General features: G+C 57.7%; 23 protein-coding genes. 16 read left to right on the top strand and 7 right to left on the bottom strand.

What is annotated here, in order from left to right; genetic code table 11:
• The first annotated feature begins 8 nt into the window (after positions 1–8).
• From HYG82_RS23885 to HYG82_RS23845, 9 genes are all read left to right on the top strand, one after another.
• Positions 9–1220, top strand: coding sequence for a hypothetical protein (locus HYG82_RS23885; protein WP_179259633.1), 1212 nt, complete (start codon positions 9–11; stop codon positions 1218–1220).
• Positions 1217–1816, top strand: coding sequence for a hypothetical protein (locus HYG82_RS23880; protein ID WP_179259632.1), 600 nt, complete (start codon positions 1217–1219; stop codon positions 1814–1816). The genes HYG82_RS23885 and HYG82_RS23880 overlap by 4 nt, the downstream gene beginning before the upstream one ends.
• Positions 1817–1819: 3 nt before the next feature.
• A complete protein-coding gene (locus HYG82_RS23875; RefSeq protein WP_179259631.1) occupies positions 1820–2965 on the top strand; it encodes a hypothetical protein in 1146 nt (381 codons plus the stop codon).
• Positions 2966–4561 carry a fibronectin type III domain-containing protein gene (locus tag HYG82_RS44250; protein WP_179259630.1) on the top strand — a complete coding sequence of 532 codons (1596 nt, stop codon included), beginning with the start codon at positions 2966–2968 and terminating at the stop codon, positions 4559–4561.
• A 9-nt stretch (positions 4562–4570) separates the two neighbouring features.
• Positions 4571–5119, top strand: a complete 549-nt coding sequence (locus HYG82_RS23865) for a hypothetical protein (RefSeq protein ID WP_179259629.1) — start codon at positions 4571–4573, stop codon at positions 5117–5119.
• 1 nt (position 5120) lies between these two features.
• Positions 5121–5270, top strand: a complete 150-nt coding sequence (locus tag HYG82_RS23860) for a hypothetical protein (RefSeq protein WP_179259628.1) — start codon at positions 5121–5123, stop codon at positions 5268–5270.
• 70 nt (positions 5271–5340) lie between these two features.
• Positions 5341–8040, top strand: coding sequence for a fibronectin type III domain-containing protein (locus HYG82_RS23855; RefSeq protein ID WP_235217809.1), 2700 nt, complete (start codon positions 5341–5343; stop codon positions 8038–8040).
• Positions 8041–9213: 1173 nt separating this feature from the next.
• Positions 9214–9930 (top strand): hypothetical protein, encoded by a 717-nt coding sequence (locus tag HYG82_RS23850; protein WP_179259627.1) that lies wholly within the window; start codon positions 9214–9216, stop codon positions 9928–9930.
• Positions 9931–10179: a DUF8156 family protein gene (locus HYG82_RS23845; protein ID WP_179259626.1), complete on the top strand. Its 249-nt coding sequence runs from the start codon at positions 9931–9933 to the stop codon at positions 10177–10179.
• A 360-nt stretch (positions 10180–10539) separates the two neighbouring features.
• Here HYG82_RS23845 and HYG82_RS23840 read toward each other — a convergent pair whose 3' ends face one another.
• The 4 genes from HYG82_RS23840 to HYG82_RS23825 form a co-directional block, all read right to left on the bottom strand.
• Positions 10540–10971, bottom strand: coding sequence for a DUF7344 domain-containing protein (locus HYG82_RS23840; protein ID WP_179259625.1), 432 nt, complete (start codon positions 10969–10971; stop codon positions 10540–10542).
• A 118-nt stretch (positions 10972–11089) separates the two neighbouring features.
• Positions 11090–11344 (bottom strand): HalOD1 output domain-containing protein, encoded by a 255-nt coding sequence (locus HYG82_RS23835; RefSeq protein WP_179259624.1) that lies wholly within the window; start codon positions 11342–11344, stop codon positions 11090–11092.
• A gap of 92 nt (positions 11345–11436) precedes the next feature.
• On the bottom strand, positions 11437–12090 hold the full coding sequence (locus HYG82_RS23830; protein ID WP_179259623.1) for a J domain-containing protein: 654 nt from the start codon (positions 12088–12090) through the stop codon (positions 11437–11439).
• Complete coding sequence (locus tag HYG82_RS23825) at positions 12083–12544, bottom strand: hypothetical protein (protein ID WP_179259622.1); 462 nt, start codon at positions 12542–12544, stop codon at positions 12083–12085. Before HYG82_RS23825 ends, HYG82_RS23830 begins: the two co-directional genes overlap by 8 nt.
• Positions 12545–12753: 209 nt before the next feature.
• On the opposite strand from HYG82_RS23825, the gene HYG82_RS23820 reads away from it, so the two are divergent.
• Genes HYG82_RS23820 through HYG82_RS23800 form a run of 5 tightly spaced genes read left to right on the top strand, consistent with a single transcriptional unit; the run spans position 12754 to position 14597 of the window.
• Positions 12754–13137: a hypothetical protein gene (locus HYG82_RS23820; protein WP_179259621.1), complete on the top strand. Its 384-nt coding sequence runs from the start codon at positions 12754–12756 to the stop codon at positions 13135–13137.
• Positions 13137–13634 (top strand): hypothetical protein, encoded by a 498-nt coding sequence (locus tag HYG82_RS23815; RefSeq protein WP_179259620.1) that lies wholly within the window; start codon positions 13137–13139, stop codon positions 13632–13634. Before HYG82_RS23820 ends, HYG82_RS23815 begins: the two co-directional genes overlap by 1 nt.
• Complete coding sequence (locus HYG82_RS23810) at positions 13634–14050, top strand: hypothetical protein (protein WP_179259619.1); 417 nt, start codon at positions 13634–13636, stop codon at positions 14048–14050. Before HYG82_RS23815 ends, HYG82_RS23810 begins: the two co-directional genes overlap by 1 nt.
• Positions 14050–14397 carry an SWIM zinc finger family protein gene (locus tag HYG82_RS23805; RefSeq protein ID WP_179259618.1) on the top strand — a complete coding sequence of 116 codons (348 nt, stop codon included), beginning with the start codon at positions 14050–14052 and terminating at the stop codon, positions 14395–14397. The genes HYG82_RS23810 and HYG82_RS23805 overlap by 1 nt, the downstream gene beginning before the upstream one ends.
• Positions 14394–14597 (top strand): hypothetical protein, encoded by a 204-nt coding sequence (locus HYG82_RS23800; RefSeq protein ID WP_179259617.1) that lies wholly within the window; start codon positions 14394–14396, stop codon positions 14595–14597. The genes HYG82_RS23805 and HYG82_RS23800 overlap by 4 nt, the downstream gene beginning before the upstream one ends.
• On the opposite strand, the gene HYG82_RS23795 is transcribed toward HYG82_RS23800, so the two are convergent.
• Together HYG82_RS23795 and HYG82_RS44245 are read right to left on the bottom strand one after the other, a co-directional pair.
• A complete protein-coding gene (locus HYG82_RS23795) occupies positions 14598–14990 on the bottom strand; it encodes a type II toxin-antitoxin system VapC family toxin (protein ID WP_179259616.1) in 393 nt (130 codons plus the stop codon).
• A complete protein-coding gene (locus HYG82_RS44245) occupies positions 14987–15121 on the bottom strand; it encodes a hypothetical protein (RefSeq protein WP_284145024.1) in 135 nt (44 codons plus the stop codon). The genes HYG82_RS23795 and HYG82_RS44245 overlap by 4 nt, the downstream gene beginning before the upstream one ends.
• 505 nt (positions 15122–15626) lie before the next feature.
• Between HYG82_RS44245 and HYG82_RS23790 the strand changes: the two genes are divergently transcribed.
• Positions 15627–16703, top strand: coding sequence for a Cdc6/Cdc18 family protein (locus HYG82_RS23790; protein WP_179259615.1), 1077 nt, complete (start codon positions 15627–15629; stop codon positions 16701–16703).
• On the opposite strand, the gene HYG82_RS23785 is transcribed toward HYG82_RS23790, so the two are convergent.
• Positions 16700–16900 carry a ribbon-helix-helix domain-containing protein gene (locus HYG82_RS23785; RefSeq protein WP_235217808.1) on the bottom strand — a complete coding sequence of 67 codons (201 nt, stop codon included), beginning with the start codon at positions 16898–16900 and terminating at the stop codon, positions 16700–16702. The genes HYG82_RS23790 and HYG82_RS23785 overlap by 4 nt on opposite strands.
• Before the next feature lie 98 nt (positions 16901–16998).
• On the opposite strand from HYG82_RS23785, the gene HYG82_RS23780 reads away from it, so the two are divergent.
• Positions 16999–17199 carry a CopG family ribbon-helix-helix protein gene (locus HYG82_RS23780; protein ID WP_179259614.1) on the top strand — a complete coding sequence of 67 codons (201 nt, stop codon included), beginning with the start codon at positions 16999–17001 and terminating at the stop codon, positions 17197–17199.
• Positions 17200–17445: the final 246 nt, after the last annotated feature.

Here is a 17445-nt window from a genome sequence, read left to right as displayed (position 1 = left end):
CACAACACATGACAGAATTTAGCACAGAAGCAGACTTGCTATTCAGCGATTCGTCGCTTCAAAAGTCGAGACGACGATTTGAGAAGGAGTTTAGTAACGTCTCCGTCGGTCTCGAAACAGGCGGGACTGTAGCTGGTCGGGTAGGTAATCAGCAAGGAGGCGTCGCGGCGACTGCGTCGACGGCGGCCGGGACAAAGTTGTCTGGCGTCTCGGGATCGCTTGAGGATACCCTTGAGCTCGACCAGGAGCGGAACACACTGCTCTCGGAACTTCTCGAGGCGACCGAGCGAAACGCCAGCGGTGGCGGTGGTGGCGGTATCAGCACACTGATCAGCATGGGCGGGATCGCGACCATGCTCAGCGGCGTCAGTCTGACCTCGATGATCTCGACGGTCAGTCTTTCGTCGCTGGTTACGTCGGTCAGTGCATCAACGCTGATCGCAAGCGGCCTCGCAGCGTCGACGCTCATCACAAGTGGTGTGATGGCGAAGAACCTCATCGAGGGCAAAGCGACTGTTTCAGACATCATCAATCCGCTCAACAGTCTCGGCGATCTCATTACAGGACCAGTCCCGTTACCGAACCTCATCGAAACAGGCGTCGGTATCGGGGCGTTCATCGCCGGTGGTGTCTCGATCGCCTCCTTCGTGACTGGGTCGTCGATCACCGCGATGGTAAGCGGCGTTGGTCTGGGATCTCTTGTTAGCGGGGTTGGGATTACGTCGCTGGTCAGCAGCGCTGGCCTAACATCGCTGGTCAGCGGCGCCGCGCTGACTTCGTTTGTGACGCCGGTGGCAGCGACTGCGATCATCGGTGCGGTCAGCATGGACAAACTCATCAAAATGCACGGCGAGGGGGACAGCTACGACCAGGACACGGCGAAGACATCTCCATCGACCACCGATGCCGAGAACCCGCCTGGGGCCATGGAACTCGATCCCAGCCACCCGATTTATGAGGCAAGCCAACATGATCCGGGGGAGACGATAACGGTCCCGGATGACTTCGGCCAGGACCAATCCGGCGGATCCAAGAACGGATCGCAATCATCTCGGTCGACCTCGAACCGGGCTCGAGAACGCACGAGCAGGTCGGCCGAGATCAACTACTCGCCGACAATCAATGCTGACCTAAGCCGGCTCGAGCGGATGATTAGCAAAGATATTCGGAAACTTGAACAGAAAGTGAACAAACTCGAGCGAGAGATTAGTGGCCGATGACGTGGGCCAACCCGCAGGTCACGATCAAGAACGCCCAGATCGGCGGGTCATCCGTCGACGGGACGTTCGTGTTTCCGAGCGATATCGTCGTCGAGTTCGAGACCCGGACTGAGGAGTTTTTCCAGAGTGACGGGACAGTCTCGGTGGTCGCGAGCACCGTCCTTGATCTAATCCAAAACGAAACGGACGCCGATGTCGGCGATGGCCTCCGCCAAGAGCTATCCTGGGACATCGGCGGCGGCATCCACGCTGTGACGCTCGATTTCAAAGGCTACACAGGCTCGTCGCATCGCTGGGGTGATACCGGCAACGGGGGCACGCCGACTGATGCGACCGGGGAGGACCTCCACGCCCAGATGGCCGTCCTCGATCGCTATCTCAATACTGCGACGATCGACAGCACGAACCCGGCGATCCTCGAGGTCGGCGAATACTCGAGTCCCGGGCGCTATGGACCGCTGCAGGTTGTTCCAGAGAATCCTAACATGATGTTCGACAGCACCGAGCAGAGTAGCGTCTTCGACGGCTCGATCACGTGGGTCGAGACCGTGACGCTCAACCAATCGATCGACGGCGGCAAACAGACCGAGGGATAACCGATGACAGACCTGCAACTCTATACGCTTGTCGTCCCCAGCAACCCACAGTCGGGGCTGATGGCTCGCCTCCAGCAACAACTCGCGACGTCCGGCATCCTCGAGCAGGACGGTGGGGTCGTCGAGCAACTGTCGAGCGAGCCTGGTGATCAGACGATCTCGGGGTACTACCGTGCGAAATACGCTGACAAGATGGCGACCGAACTCGAGGAACTCGCCCAGGCCTCGGGCGTCGACGAACTCTCGCTCGCAGGGATGTCCTCCTCGACGTCGAAGGATGGATACTACAGCCTCGAGAGTGCCGACGTCGAGCAGGTCGCGCCACAGACGCCGCTGGTCCAGCGCTTCGACCTAACGCTGCGGCACAAGGGCACTCGAAACGACTACTGGCGAGCCCTCGAACCCTCGCGACGACAACTCGATCACCCCTTTGGCAACTCGACGACACCGGTCGAGGTCGGCGTCCCCGCGGTCGCGGCGAAGGCCCAGTGGTTCAACCCCGAGGACCAGACGCGAAAACTGGCCTCACCGACCACCACCCGCAACGCCGAGCTCGGTGACGTCGAGATCTTCGACCTGGACGCTGGCGAGACCGCGGTCGGCACTGAGAATCCGACGCTCCTCTACGAGATCTCCTATACGAGCGAAGAGGACGTCGACTGCCGGGTGTACGACACGCTCGGTAACACCGCGAAACTCGACGCGAATAGCGACCTTCAGTGGAAGAAAACGTTTAGCACACAGGCGGATTTCGACGACGAACTCGTCCTGGACAACGGCCTCCTACGGTTGCGTCTCGACGAACCGAATAGCACCCTCACAGCCGAGGAGTGGGACGATTCGAATACGACCTGGTCGGCAGTCAGCCTCTCGAAGCCGTCGACAGTTGACCTGATGGACGTCGACCTGATGGACGTCGCGATGGTCCGCGATCGAGCCCAGTTCACGTTCGACGTTGACGGCTCGCTGTTCGCGCTGAACGCGATCCTCAACCGTGGGTTCAACGATGTGCAGTTTACGATCCCGCCGAATGAGAGCGGGCCGATTCCGACGGATCTCGAAAATTGGCTCGATCCGATCGCTTCGGCGAGCGTGGTCGATCCAAATGCCAGCAAGACACTGATCTCGAGAACCGAGGTGCGACGATAGATGCCATCACAGACGTTCACGTCGGACGGGACATGGACTGTCCCCTCAGATGTTGAAATTGTCACGCTCTACCTTTCTGGAGAGGCGGGCAAAGGTGGTGTTGGTGGGTTTGATCCCGGCGCTGGCGGCAGCGGAGGATACGTCGAGGGCGAACTGGCCGTCACGCCGGGCGAAACGCTCGACGTGAACATCGGAGAGGGCCGTTCGGTCGGCGGCGCTGCCTCCAACTACAGCGGGGGAGATGGCGGCGGAAGCGTCGATGTGAGGCAAGGTGGGTCAACAGCATCAGATCGGGTTGCCGTCCCAGCTGGCGGTGGGGGCGGCGGTGCATCCGATAGTGAAGCTGCCCCCGATGGCGGCGCCGGCGGGGCCCTGCAAGGCGCCGACGGGGGGACGAAGTCCCAGGTTGGCCAGGCGACTGGTGGGACACAGTCGAGTGGCGGCACGGGAGCCGGAGGTGGCTCAGACGGCAGTCTGGTGTCTGGGGGCGACGGCGGGAGCAGTGGCAATGCAGGTGGCGGCGGTGGTGGTGGCGGATACTACGGCGGTGGTGGTGGCGAAGGTGGCAGCAACTACGGCGGTGGCGGCGCCGGTGGGAGTAACTATGTCGACGCCCTCGCGACCGTCACGGCGAACGACCGCGGGGGGAGTGCGAAGTCATTTGGCAGCGGAGAAGTGACGATCGCCTACTCCACTCCGCCCAGCGGTCTGTCTGCATCCACGGTACGATACCGCTCTGTGGACCTCACGTGGGACTCTGTCAGCGGAGCTGACGAATACCGCGTCTACCGTGACGGAAGTCAGGTGGGGACCACAACGTCGACGTCGTTCACTGATACGGGACTCGCTCCCACGACAGGTTACACGTGGGAGGTGACGTCGGTGACCGACGGCGTCGAGAGCAGCCCATCCGACCCAGCGAGTGCAACGACCGGCGGGTCGGCGCCGACCGACGTGTCCGTCTCCGTCGTGGATGACGATATTACAGTTACGTGGACGGACACAAACGGCGATGAAGACGGCTACGAAGTACACCGGTCGCAGTCATCGCCCGTTGACACGTCCGGGACGCCGGTCACGACAACGAGCGCGAACGTAGAGTCGTTTTCGGACACTGCGCTGCTCGATGGTGAGCGGTACTACTACCGGGTCGTCGCTGTCCGCAACGGAGAGCGAGGTGACGACTCGGCTGAATTGGATGGTCTCACGGATCTGCCACGGCCGACCAACCTCACTGTTGACAGCGTCAGTGGTCGGACGGCAACGCTGTCATGGACGGATCCAAGCGACAACGCGAGCGGGTACCGGATACTGGTCCGGACCCCGACCGAGCGGAACTTTTCGCAGACCGGCAGCGATGTCGCACCGGTCTCAGAAGGCGAGACCGCGTCGGCGACGACGGGCGACCTACTTGACGGTCAAAAATACGCCGTCACCGTCGAGACGTTTACCAGTGATGCGTCGAACCGGTATGCCGAGATCGACGTCGAGGCAGGGACGACGTTGACGGTCAACAGCGGCGAGACGAAAGACGTGCTCTCTCCGTTCGCGGTGAAAGGGACGGTATCGAACAGCGGAACGGTCGAAAACTCATAAATCAAACTCATGGCACCACAAGAACCACAGTACGAACTGCGTGACCCCTCGGATGGATCGCTCCTCGGAACGATTTACGCAAACGGCAGCGACGGTATCGCTATTCATCATGCCGGGTCCGGTGACGAAGTCGTCCTCGACGGCTCTGGCCTAACGACTCCATCGTTAAGTACAGAGCGTGTAGATACCGAGGTATCATCCATAGGTCAATCTGAACATACGCGAACTTCCGCTTTTAACGGTTCAAACAACTATCGAGTAAGAGAGCAGAAAACCGAAGACGTGTCCGATTCAGCTACAGTAATTATGGATAACGCGGACGATATCGCGGTGAATTTTGTTTTCGGTAAGGTTCAAGGCTCCAGTGCTGGATTTGCTGATATTGTCATATCCATTAGGTGGACGTCCGTTTTAGAGATCACCGGGTTGAATGACACATCGTCAGCTATCCCCAGTCGCAGTTATTCAAAAGGAGCCCCGAGCGAACTTGAATTGGCAATGTCTGACCCGGGCGACCAGTCAGACGTGGTTGTTCGGAGTTTCAAGGGGGTGATCTAACATGGCTACTATAAAAATCGAGCAAGATGGCGTCGAAATTGGGGAAATAGTAGTAATCGGAATTGAAGCGGCAGATATAGACGCAGATGATTATGCCGAAAGGCACGGGTACGACTCGGCCAAAGTGACAGCAACAGTTGAGGGTGACTAACCCCCAGGGTAGTTCCTGAGGTCTTGGTAGCGGTTAGTTCTCAAGCGGCTGTTTGAAACAAACGATAGCAATGACACTCACATTCACCACTGACATCCCCGATGCTGCCGGCCTCCTCCTGGATGCGACTGTCCAGAGTGAGCTGACTGCAACATGGGATGATAACCTCAACAACGGAGAGTTTCGGCTCGAGTGGAAAGAAGAGGACCCGGACACGACGACTACCTATTCGGACGCGAACAGCGCGACTGTCGGCCACGATATCCTGTCGTACACTATCACCGGCCTCCTGGACGGAGAAAAATACTCCGTTCGTCTCCGTTGCCAGACCAGTTACAAGACCGGATCGTGGCTCGAAGCTGCCGACATCACGAAGCTAACTGCTGCCGACCAGCCATCGGTCTCGAGTTCGACGGACACCTCTGTCGGTTTGAGTTGGACAATCAACTCCAACTTCGAGGGATCACAGCAGATCTACCGGCGGCGTACGGACTACAACTACAACGATAATGGCCGACTCATCGCGACCCTCTCGACGACTGCGGCCTCCTATATTGATTCGACCCCCCAACCCGACCGCGAGTACGAGTACGAAGTCCGTGCGCTCACACAGTGGGTCCATGCCGATAGCCCGGCGACGACGGTCTCGACGACTGATTCGCTCGGTCTCGAGGATCGTGCCGTCCCACCGACGGAATGGTACGCGGAGATTGCCCATCCAGACGACCCAACGCTGACGCCACGGATCCTCGACGATCCTGTTCGGCGGCCAACGGTCAACGGCTTCCCGCGCATCGAACTCCCGGTCCCGCAGGACGAGACATGGCACGCAACCGCGTTCGACGATGCGCCACTCTCGGTTTGGCATGACGGCGATCGCGAACCGGTCGACACGCTGGAGCACCGGCGCCTCCGGCCCGATCGGACCGTCCTCGAGGGCCGCGGTGGCACGCAGCTCGACCAGCGAGTGATCGAAGACGTCGACACCCAGAAGACGCACCTATTCGTCGAGGATTTGCTTACGACGCACACCGACTATTCTGTCAACGTCGATACTCCCCAGAGCGAGACTGAGCAGCGGTCGATTCAGGAGGCCGATACGGACGTCGAGCATCAGCAAGCGTTTGTCTCAATCCCCAGCGACCAGCCGCTCGAGTTTACGAGCGACGGCTACTACGCACCGACGCAGACCGGCTGGTTCGTCGAGGCCGAGAACGCGGCTGGGAACGTCCAGGGGACGGTCTCGAGTTCGGACTACAGCGGTGGCACAGCGGCCGGTGTCTTCGGGGACGCTGACGAGTTCCAGCTGACTATCGAGAACGACCATACCATCCCGGCGGGCAACCTCCAGATTCTCTTTCGACGGGATACCCGGAACGTATCAAACCACCACGGCCTCGATCTCATCCTCGATGGGACAACGATCGAGTCGTTGAGTGCTGGCGTTTTGGCCGAGCAACTGGCCTGGTACTCGATCGCCGTCAACACCGAGATCTCGCCCGGCACCCACACGTTCACGGTCGCAGCGACCGGCGGTGGCGAGGACTTCGAGATCGACGCGGTGGCAGCGTACGACAACCGCTTCGGGCACTCCGAGCCCAGCAGCGTCAACGCAGACGGCTATCTCGATGGCCCCGAACTCTACCCGGATATCGCCCGCCTCGAGATGGAGCCGATCGAGACGCCGCTCGGGATCTCCGAGGTCACCCTCGAGGTCGTGACTGCCGACGATGGGACCGTCTCCGAGCTCGCAATCGGCGAGGAGGGCACGACGACCTGGAACACTGCCACCGATGTGAGCAGTCACACTTACTCCTACTCGAGCCTCGCGACGACGGCCCGCGGCCGGATCGGCGTCGGCCGCCAGGGATCGCGAAGTGATGCCGCTCCGGCGACGGGCTTCGACCGCGAGAGGGTTGACTCGCTGACGATGACGGCGCAACTCGACGATACGCCAGTGCTCACTGATCGGTCGTTCGACGGCCGGTTAATCGACGTCCTCCGCGAGGTCGCCGACATCGGCAACTTCGTTTTCGAGGTCCGCGAGACGAGCAGCGGGACGACATTCGAGTGGACGCAGATCGACCAGCGCTCGACCAACGTCGATCCCGACCTCGCAGACTACGATATCGACCGTCAAACCGAGGACGTCGTCGAGAAAGCAGTCATCTACGGCGGCGCCCAGCGGATCACGCGCCAGTCGGTGACCGTCACGGTCGGCTCGTGGGTCGACCTGCCGTTCCCCGATTCGCGACTCGTCGAGGGCCGCGAGACCATCTACGACGGCAGCACGGAGTACGAGCGCGGTACCGACTACGAGATTCGGTATGCGACCAGCGACGGTAATCCGGAGCTCAAGGCGCTATCGGGTGGTTCAATCTCCGATGGAGCGACGGTCTCGGTCGACGCCGACGTCAAACCCCGTGGTCAGTACACGGCCGGCGGCGCAGGGGCAAGTCCAAAGACGATCATCAAGGACATCCCCGGCCTGGCCTCGAAGCAGATGTGTGACCAGGTAGCGCTCTATCTCGTTGAGGAGACCGGCGATGCCTTGATCGAGGCCGACGTGACGGTCCCCCACGACAGCGTCGAGTGGTCGGTGATCGAGGCAATCGACCCCGCGCAGTTGCCGACCGACGGGCCGATGCAGGTCCGCGAGATTGAGAGCAACGCCAGTCAGACGACGCTGCGCCTGGCCTCGAGGCAGTCGGTCGGCGAGGCCGTTCAGGACATCAGGCAGCGAACGCAGCGGAATAGCGAGCGGGTGTGATTGGCGGAGGATCAAGCCGAATTGTATTTTATCAGAACTATTCCCACGGACTCAACATGTGATATCGGGAAAAACTTCATAAGATATCCATGAGCAGTTGAGAATGTCCGGGAAGGATACTCACATCCAAATAGAAAGGAAACAGAGTTTCCTTTCACTCTCCTTTGCCCGGGCATTTACCTCACCTGCCACGGGCGTTCTTTATGCTACTTGTGAGCTTATAATAATTCGGGACAATGGCAATCCTTCATCGAAACTCGGGTGGGGGGTACCAACGGTGTCGAAGTTCTACCCCCAGATCTGAGTTACAGCAGTGATTTACAGGGACGATTCTAACCCAGTCGGAATCGGAAAGAGAGTGATATTCTTGGTAGCAAACATCTTCACTGTCGCGTTCCCTCACGCGGCATGAACCAACTAGCCCTCACTTGACCGATCTGCCCATTCCTGCTCCTTTCGACGGCCGTCACCCCTGCACCCATCTGAGCGGGTTTGAGGTATTCTTGAGGACCGTGTACCGGTAGCGGCGGCCTCGAGTTCGGCTACAGCTCTGAGTGCCCCGAGACTCTCGTACGGATCGACGTCATATTTGGCGAGATTTCCCCTCGAAAGTCGCCACGCTCTCCTTGCAAGTTCGGGATCTGAGTCTTCATGACGATAGGAGAATTCAGCGAGGGCGACTGCGATCAGTAGGTCATCCCGAAGTCGATCAAATGCCATATCTAATACTGTTAGTTTGCACAGATAAATATCCTGTCTACAGCAGAAACGCCGACAGGGGTGTGATCCGTCGACGTCGAAGCCCCCGAAGGTGGTGGGTCAATCGGGTTGGGGTCCGAGATCGGGTGACAGTTTGGCTAATGACTTCACGGTGGAACGATCTCGAATGGCGAGGTCAGTATGTCTCGGGTCGGATAGATTCTGTCGGGGCAACGACCGAATCTGTTCCCTCGCCATCTGAACGTAAGGAAAGTGTCTCCATCAATCTGTTGGCCAGGTTAAAAGTATGAGTGATTATTAGAACACATATCCAAAGCAAACGGATTTATTCGGGGCGACTTGTTTACCTATACTGAATGTTGTTACTACAAACGGAACAATACATCAAAATAGATTTCGGAAAATCGGAACCCGCCCTCGAACAGTTAACATCCGAGACAGTCCACTGGGGGTATGGGTAGGAACACAAACGCTGTCCCGTCGCTTGACAAGATTCCCGACCTTCCGTCGCTCGAGGCCGGCGCCACGCTCCTGGAGTCATCGTCTCGCGGGGCGTTCCACGCTCTCGCCGTGGACCACTTGCTCCTCGAGCGACCGGGAACAGCGTGGTGGATCGACACGTACGGGCATGCACAGACCGAACCGCTTGCAGATGTTGCACCGAGTCGACGCGTCCTGAAGAAGATTCAGATAGCCCGCGCCTTTACCGCGTACCAGCATTACACGCTCTGCGACCGACTACTCGAGGATCCCGACTACGGGAAACTCGCAAGCGTCGACCAGGACGACGTCGGCTTGATCGTGGCGCCAGCCATCGACGGCCTCTATCGTGACGACGACCTCAATCAAGACGAGTCCGAGCGGATGGTGGTGTCGGCGCTGGCTCGGCTGGCAGCTGCAGCTCGACGATACGAGTGTCCGGTGCTGATGTCGAAGGCTCGAGACGATGAGTTCGCGAAGCCGATCGACAACCTCGTCGACGAACGGATCGAGTGTCTCGAGACCGACGAGGGCGCGCGGTTTATCGGAAAAGAGTTCGAGTCGCTGGTTTACCCGGTCGGAAATGGGATGTTCCAGACGACGCTCGCGTTCTGGAAGCAGGTCCTCGAGGCACGCGAACCGGCGTATCCGACGTCGATCACTGCGGGTTCGATCCGGGAGGTGGCATAGATGGGGAAGACGAACCCCACCTATCGCGACCAGTTGCGTCGGCTCGAGGAGGATTGGCAGCCATTTCGTCGGGCGCTTCGGGTGCAGTATCACGACGAGTTTGATCAGCTATTCGACGATGCGCGGCAGTTCGCGGATGCGGCTGGGATCCAGAACGAGATGGCGGTGATGGAGCCATTTCTTATCTCAGTGATGTTGGCCCAGGAGTGTCGTATTCGGGAGATAGAAGACTCAGCTGGAAATGACTAGGTAGTTTTTAAGAAAGGGCTTTAAATAATTTTAGCAATATATTGGTTTTCTCAGTAATACGTATTTCTGACTGATTCTGCATACACTCCTAAGTATGTTCGAGTTTATTCTTAGGATGCACCGCAAGGTGTGTATGTGTACGGTGATAGGGAACCACCTACCACCACAATATCACCGTTCACATACGACGCTTCCATATGGAAGCGGTTTTTGGTTCATTCTCTTTCTATTAAATAGTGCAGGCTATGGATTACCCTTTCAGAAAATAGAATGCGCTTACCCTTTGTAACTAATCATCTATTCGGGATAACGGTATGCGCTTTTAGGTTAACGGACGCACGGGCGATGGCTACCTTTGGTTCAAACCCATTCAGGTAAGTCGTCTATCTGTGCACAGAGACTCAGAAGGTATTTGAGAAGTGGCGGATATTCACTATAGACCACAACCCTACTTCGTTGATCATATTCGATAAAACCAGCATCAATCAACTTGGGAAGGTCAGAATGGTGCAGTTTAGATCTCATGGCAAAAACCTTCTTTTCAGACACATTATTCGGTTTCGTCCCTTTCTTCATAGCCGCTGATTTTTTCGCAAGCGGTTCTAGCTTGATTGCTTCATTTACTTTTGTTAAATAGAGGACGTTTCTCCGACGTTCGCTCCCAAGTGTTTGAAAAATTATATTTAATTCGAGTCGGTCATTTGTATCTTGGATGACATTCGCAGTGTCAATTCCGTCTGCAATATTACACCCGATGTTATCCTCATCGCTAATGCATTTATCGTCCGACATATGTCGGACTACTATTGACGCTCAGATATAACTTGTGGGATGGCAACAACTCACGCGACTCTTTTTGGTCCAGACCTAAGTTACTGGTGGAAGAGCAGATTAAAATGCAATGTGGAAACTATACATTTTTCTTTTTATCACCAGATACAGACACTATTTCTACTTCACCATTTCCATCTGCCCTGATCTCATATCCGTAATAGTGGAACTGTACATAGCCGTCACCAGAAATTGATTTGATAACCAGGTTCAATGCTTCTGTATCTATCTTTTCCTGTAGGGGTGGTTTGAGATCAGTAGGTGAAACACCTTCTTCTTGTGCGACCAATTCCACAACAGTAATCGAGAGATCATGAAGTGAGTTCCGGTGCATTGATTCTTCTGGTGGAGTAGACCGCTTTGCGGAAAAATCTGATTTATACTCCCCAATAACTCTGTTTTTAAATTTTCCTAGTCAAATCAAAATCAGGAAGTCTGCATCGCCTCTTTCGCTTTCTGAATTCGCTTGTACTCCTGGACGTCACCATCCTCCCCGTCGGGATGGACGTTCGCCGACTTTCTTCGAGCCGCTGCCCGAATGACGTCCTCCGACGCGCCGGGGGAGACCTCGAGGATTTCGTGGGGCTCCTGGTCAAGCTCGTCTCCGCTCGAGGCCGGCGGCGCCGCGATCGCCTCCTCGTCGGCGGGCGGTAGCTGTGCGACTTCGTCGATATCGCGCGCCGTCTCGACACCACAGCGATCGGCGAGGCGAATGCGGCGAACCCACAGCGCGATGGCGCGGGCGTTCTCCCGCTGCGTTTCCCAGCTGTCGCACGCGATCGCCGACTGCTCGTCGGCCCGGGCCTCGAGGTCGCGGTAGTAAGCCACGACGCCGACGTCGTCGGGATCGTCGGACTTGTGCGGAATGTTCGGGTCGTTCGCATAGTGCTGGCTGGCCGTCTCGATCTGGACGTCGGTCTTTCCCCAACGCTCGAGTTCCTCGACGATGCTCTCGAAAGCCTGCTTGTGGCTGACGGAGAGGTTCCCGGGATACGGTTCGCGGTCGTCCGAGTCGCTCCGATCGTAGCCGGCGGGCCAGTCGAGGCGGAGACCTCCGTCGGCGTACTGCTGGCTACTCATCATCCACCCCCGCGGCCTCTTTCAGCCGCCCGAGTGCGACCTGGATGCCGTTTCCGTCGCCGTTTTCGCAGGCGCGTTCGAGATCCTCGATCGTCCGGGCAAGTTCCTGGCGGTCGGGCACACCCTCGAGTTGCTCGTTTCGCTTGCTGAGTTCGGCCTTGTAGGATTCGATCTCTTTACGCGCGTCGACCAGGTCCGACTCGAGGGTGTCGATGCGCTCCTGGAGGGTGTCGACGTCCGGTTCCGGTTCGGCGTCGGTGCGTGGGTCGTCCACGAGTTCGTACACACCACGACCGACGTTTTGGACGTGCTGTGCCGCTTCAAGGAGACCGAGCCGCTGGTGCGTATACTGCCTGCTTTTGTCGATTTCATCCGCGATGTTTGCCGGTACATTCCGTCCGTTCTGGAGGACGTCGAGTATTTCTCCGTCGACACCATCCAGTTTGAGACTCATATTCAGTGCCATTACATGCTCACAGTTGACCGTTGTCCTTTATCGTGTAAAAAGATTACTATGTAAAATACGTCAAAAAGGACTGTAGCATTTTACGACGTAAAGTATAAGGGGTTGGCGAATAGACTATGAAGTAGAGACGCAGGGTGGCCGGGAAAACTCTCGGCCGGGTGCCTTCAACACCCGACCTGTGTCCCACGGTAAGGACAATGTCAACTACGACACCACCCACGGAAGAAGTTTCGGATGCACTGGCACAGATCGACGACGTCGTCCTCGAGCGCCGCTCGTGGAACTACGGCTACGTTGGCGAGGACAACGAGGGCCGTCACCACCACGTCGACCGCAAACTCGAGCGCATCGTCGTCACGAAGTCCCGCGCCAAACGCGATGACTCCGGTGCCGTGCCGGTGTTCTCGCTGCGCGGCCCGATCCTTCACACCGAGCGTATCGAACTGGGATCGATGGGCGAGGGCGGTGACAATCTCCGTCGCTGGATCGCGTTCATCGACCAGGAGTGTGGCGGGTGGGCCAATCGCCCAGTTTCGGCGGCTGACCAGGCACAGGACGTCCTCGAGGAGGTGCTCCACTGATGATGATCCGTGACCACGAACACGTCGCGAAGCGCGCGGAACAACTCGAGCGTGAAGGCGCCCGCGAGATGCGCCGACTCGCCGAAGCGAAAGCCGTCGCCGGCCCGGAGCACGTCGACGCGACTGATGGATCGGGGATCATCGTTGCTGAAGACGACGGCCTCCGCGCCGACGGTGGCGAGCCAGGCGAGGACTGCGAACCGATCGACGTCGGTGATCACGTCCAGGACCGTGAGGATCCCGACGCGACGATGGTCGTGGTGAATCTCGATACCCTTCGCGCCGACGCATACGAGCTCGAAGACGGTGGGCCGACGGTCGCACAGGTCAACCCCGACTACCCAGAGACGGACGACGTCGTCGAAGTGATCTACCCGGATCGGACGGACCTTACGCTCGAGGGGAAGAAGCGGTACGCCTTCCCGCGCAGTCGCCTCGAGGTGGTCGCCCGAGTCCACGATCGCGATCGCGACGGTGACGATGGAGGTGAACGGTAATGCGGACTCGGAAACGGCTCAACGAACTTGCACACGAGCGTGCGAGTGGATTCGACGCCACGATCTGCCACAACCACGTGTACGAGACAGTCCAGGGCCACCACGCCCACGGCCCCAACCTCGAGCGATATGTCTCGGTTACCGAGGATGTCTATGAACTGGCGGCTGGTGAGGATCTTGACGACCGCCGGCTGGATGTCTTCGGCGCCGCCGAGGAGATTAACGACCATATCGACGATGTCGTCGACGAAGTCATCGCCGCTGCACTCGCACACCTCCTCGAGGTCATCGACGACTGGAACGACGTTCACGACCAGGACGATATCGACGCCGGGATACACGAGGCCCGCGACTGGCTGCAGGACAACCATGAAGCTGCAAAGCGCGCTGGTGTCTGGGATGAGGTGACTGCGTAATGGCGGCTGCCGAATCCGCCCACGATCCTACAGCCGGAATCGACGAGGCCACCCTCACCCGCGACCGTCGCGGCGCCGAGCAGTCGATGGGTATCTGGCCGATCGCCGACGGCCTGTGGGGTGTCGGGACCGGCGCCGGCACGGAGTACTCCGAGTATTTGGTGGACCTAAAAGAAGGCCGGTGTACGTGCGACGATTGGCGATATCGTGGTGTGCCCGGAAGTGGACAGATCGCTCGGTGCAAGCACGCGAGTAGAATCCTCCAGGCGACCGGTCGGATCGAGCTGCCCGTCGATGCTGATCCGAGCCCGGAGCTAGAAGCCCAGCGCTCGAGGTGGTCCGAATGAAAGATCGTCGCGACGCGTTCGCCGTTCGGTGGACACCATCACGGGGGCCGGCCCGGAAGGTCGTGTTCGAACCGCGGGCTGTGGGTGGCTACGACCGGGAGGAATACGAACGGCGGAACGGCGAATGGCGGTGTGTCGGTCGGGAGATCGTCGCCCACGTCAGCCTCGAGACGGCCGACGGTGTGACGGTCGGCGAATAATCAATCCAAGAACTCTTCTGGCGAGACAGCCCCGTTCTCGACCAGTTCAGAGTCAAACGTGACGAGAACCCCGTCCGTCTCTTCTGCCGTCGTGAGGATAATACAGTCCATTGGATACAGTAGCGTTCGCTCTTGGACTGAATAGGATTTGAGGAGGTCATTGGAATCTGGCCGGTAGACCGTCACCCGATCCCAGAGATTCTCGAGGAGTTGCTCAACCTGGTCTTGATCGAGCCGTTTTTTCTTCGCCAAGACGGTCCGAAACTCCATCAGATTGAACATCGTCGTCGACAGCTCACGATCCAAATTAAGGAATTTCGTTGCGATATCGCCGCGTTCTGTTTCGTTGAGTGTCGCGGCGACGAAAATATTCGTATCGACGAAAAGCTTCATACGTCTTCGCGGATCTCTCGGACAGCCTCAACCGAGTCGACCTCGACGTCGACGTCCTCGAACGCTTGCGACAGGAACGTCCCCAATGGGACATCGTCGTCATCGTTCGAGGAAGGGGATTCATCGTCCATACTGGATGGGTCGATGGCTACAGGCATGATTCTATTGGTGGAATGGTATCGGCACGTGGTGGTAAATGTACCGGGAGAACTTCGACAGAAAGTGCATTCAGCGAACGAGCAATCAGACACATCAAATGTCGTCCGGGTCCATCTCTCTGAGCTTCCGTGCCAGCTGCGACCCTTGTTTTGGCGCAATTGTATGTTCTTCTGAACAGTACTTGCATTCTGATCGATCGGGATCTATGCGATTGAGTGGTCGCTCTTTCACAAATTTAGCCCGGTCCAATGTATGGCAATCCGGGTCCGTGTGGTAGACGTGGCGGCGTTCAGAGATATAGACAATATCACGTTGCTGATCGTCGGTTTCCTCAGCCATGCAGTTTTCCTCTGGTACCTCCCTCCGTTAGGCCCAGACTGTCTTCAAGCCTTCCAACACAATCGTCGTTGGTCGTAAGTCCCTTTTCGGAAACGAGGCACGATACGCCTTTTACACGTGTCTACAAATAGGATGGTTATGATTTCGAGAACGGACGTCTTCAAAGATTCGTGGCCGCCTACGGAGCTCCCAAACCGGAACGACGAACTTGAACATCTCTCACGCCGGCTCGGCCCGACCACCCACGGCGACGAAGGTGAGGACGTCCTAATCTATGGCTCGAGTGGTGTCGGAAAGACTGCGACTACCCGCCACTTTCTCACACGAAAGCTGCCGAACTACTCCGATACAAAGTGGGCCGAGATCAGCTGTGGCGATAAGACGCGCAACATGCTCCTGGAGGAAGCCGCGGCGAAACACCCCGACGATATCACCGTCCACCTGAACTGGCGACCGAGTCGGTTGAAAGCCGCGCTCGAGCGTGTCGTCGACGGCGACCCGTATATTCTCGTCCTTGACGAGGCCGACTCGATCGCCGATCACGAAATCCTCGCCGATTTTGCGGATATCGAGGGTGTCTCCGTGATCGTTATCACCCACGGCCGGACCGAGTGGTTAGGGAATCTAAATAATACGGTCATCGGCAACTTCGAACTCGACTCGACGATTCGGTTTACCCCCTACAGCACTGACGAACTTGTCGAGATCCTCGAGCCACGGATCCGAAAGGGGCTGAACTACGATGCGTTCACCGCTGGTCAACGGAACCGAATTGCGGATGAGACCAACGGGGTTGCGCGGTACGGGATCAAAGCCGTGTGGGCTGCCGCCGAGATCGCGACGGAGCGCGGTCACGATACCGTCACTGATCGGGACGTCGACGACTGCTTCCCGCGGGCGAAGGCGAAAATGCGCGAGTCGAATCTCGGGAGCCTATCGTACAGTCACCGCGTGATCTATGAGTTAATTCGTCGGGTTGGACCGACGGTCCGAAAGCCAGTTCTGGAGGAAATCTACAGCTTGCATTCCGAGGAGATCTACGCCGATCGCCACCGTGATCCGGTGACTTGGCGGCAGGTGCGAAACTATCTTGAGAAACTCGAAAAATACGACTTGATCGAGCGCAAAGGTGCGACGAGAAACCGGCGGTATGCCGTGACCGATCCCGACCTCGAGGCGAGTGTTGATCTCGATTTCGTGTTTCTGACTGCTTAGTTAGCTGTCACTATCGCTGTCGAACATGACGTCGAGTTTCCCTCTGCCCATTCCCCCATCAAGTGGCGGATGACCTCACTTCTTGAGGCGTCGCGGTCGATCTCACCATCGGCCTTCATCTGCCAAACCTTGTCGTCGAAATCATCGACAAGGTCCTCCGGCGCGTAGATGCTGACCGTCTTCATGTCCTCGCTCATATAGTAGACGATTAGCCTAGTAGATTATAAATCTAGGTCTGTTGTGTGCCCAATTGGCACCATAAACTATTAGTCCAATAGAACAATAGAAGGTAGTGATGGCAGAGACGAGCATTTACCTCGACGAGGATTTGAAGGCCGACCTCGACGAGATCGCTCACGAGCGAAGTTCTCCGGGAAACCGGGTAAGCCGCTCCGCGATCATCCAAGAGGCCGCCCAAGAATACGTCGACCGCCATCGTTCTGAAGAAGACCTCGGAGAGGGAGACAGTCCCGGTGAAGCAACAGCTCAGAACTAAATCGCAGTGAGCCGGGCGTCATCAGCGCCCGGCCCAGGAACACACCTATCGCATGCAAACCCACAACCCAGCGGGGTTTCGTAAGAGACCCCCTACACGATCGAAACAGTCAGTTTATACTGACAGTCAGTCATACTCAGCGTTCTGCCAAAATCCCGAATTAACTGTTAAGACGTTCCTCAGTGGCGGTAACTACCGCCTACCGAGTTGCGCCTTTTCGGAAATGAGGCAGGATACTTTTAGTGT

Origin of the sequence: Natrinema halophilum (assembly GCF_013402815.2) — an archaeon.
In the GTDB taxonomy this organism is placed as follows: domain Archaea; phylum Halobacteriota; class Halobacteria; order Halobacteriales; family Natrialbaceae; genus Natrinema; species Natrinema halophilum.
This window is presented reverse-complemented; position numbering and strand designations above follow the sequence as displayed.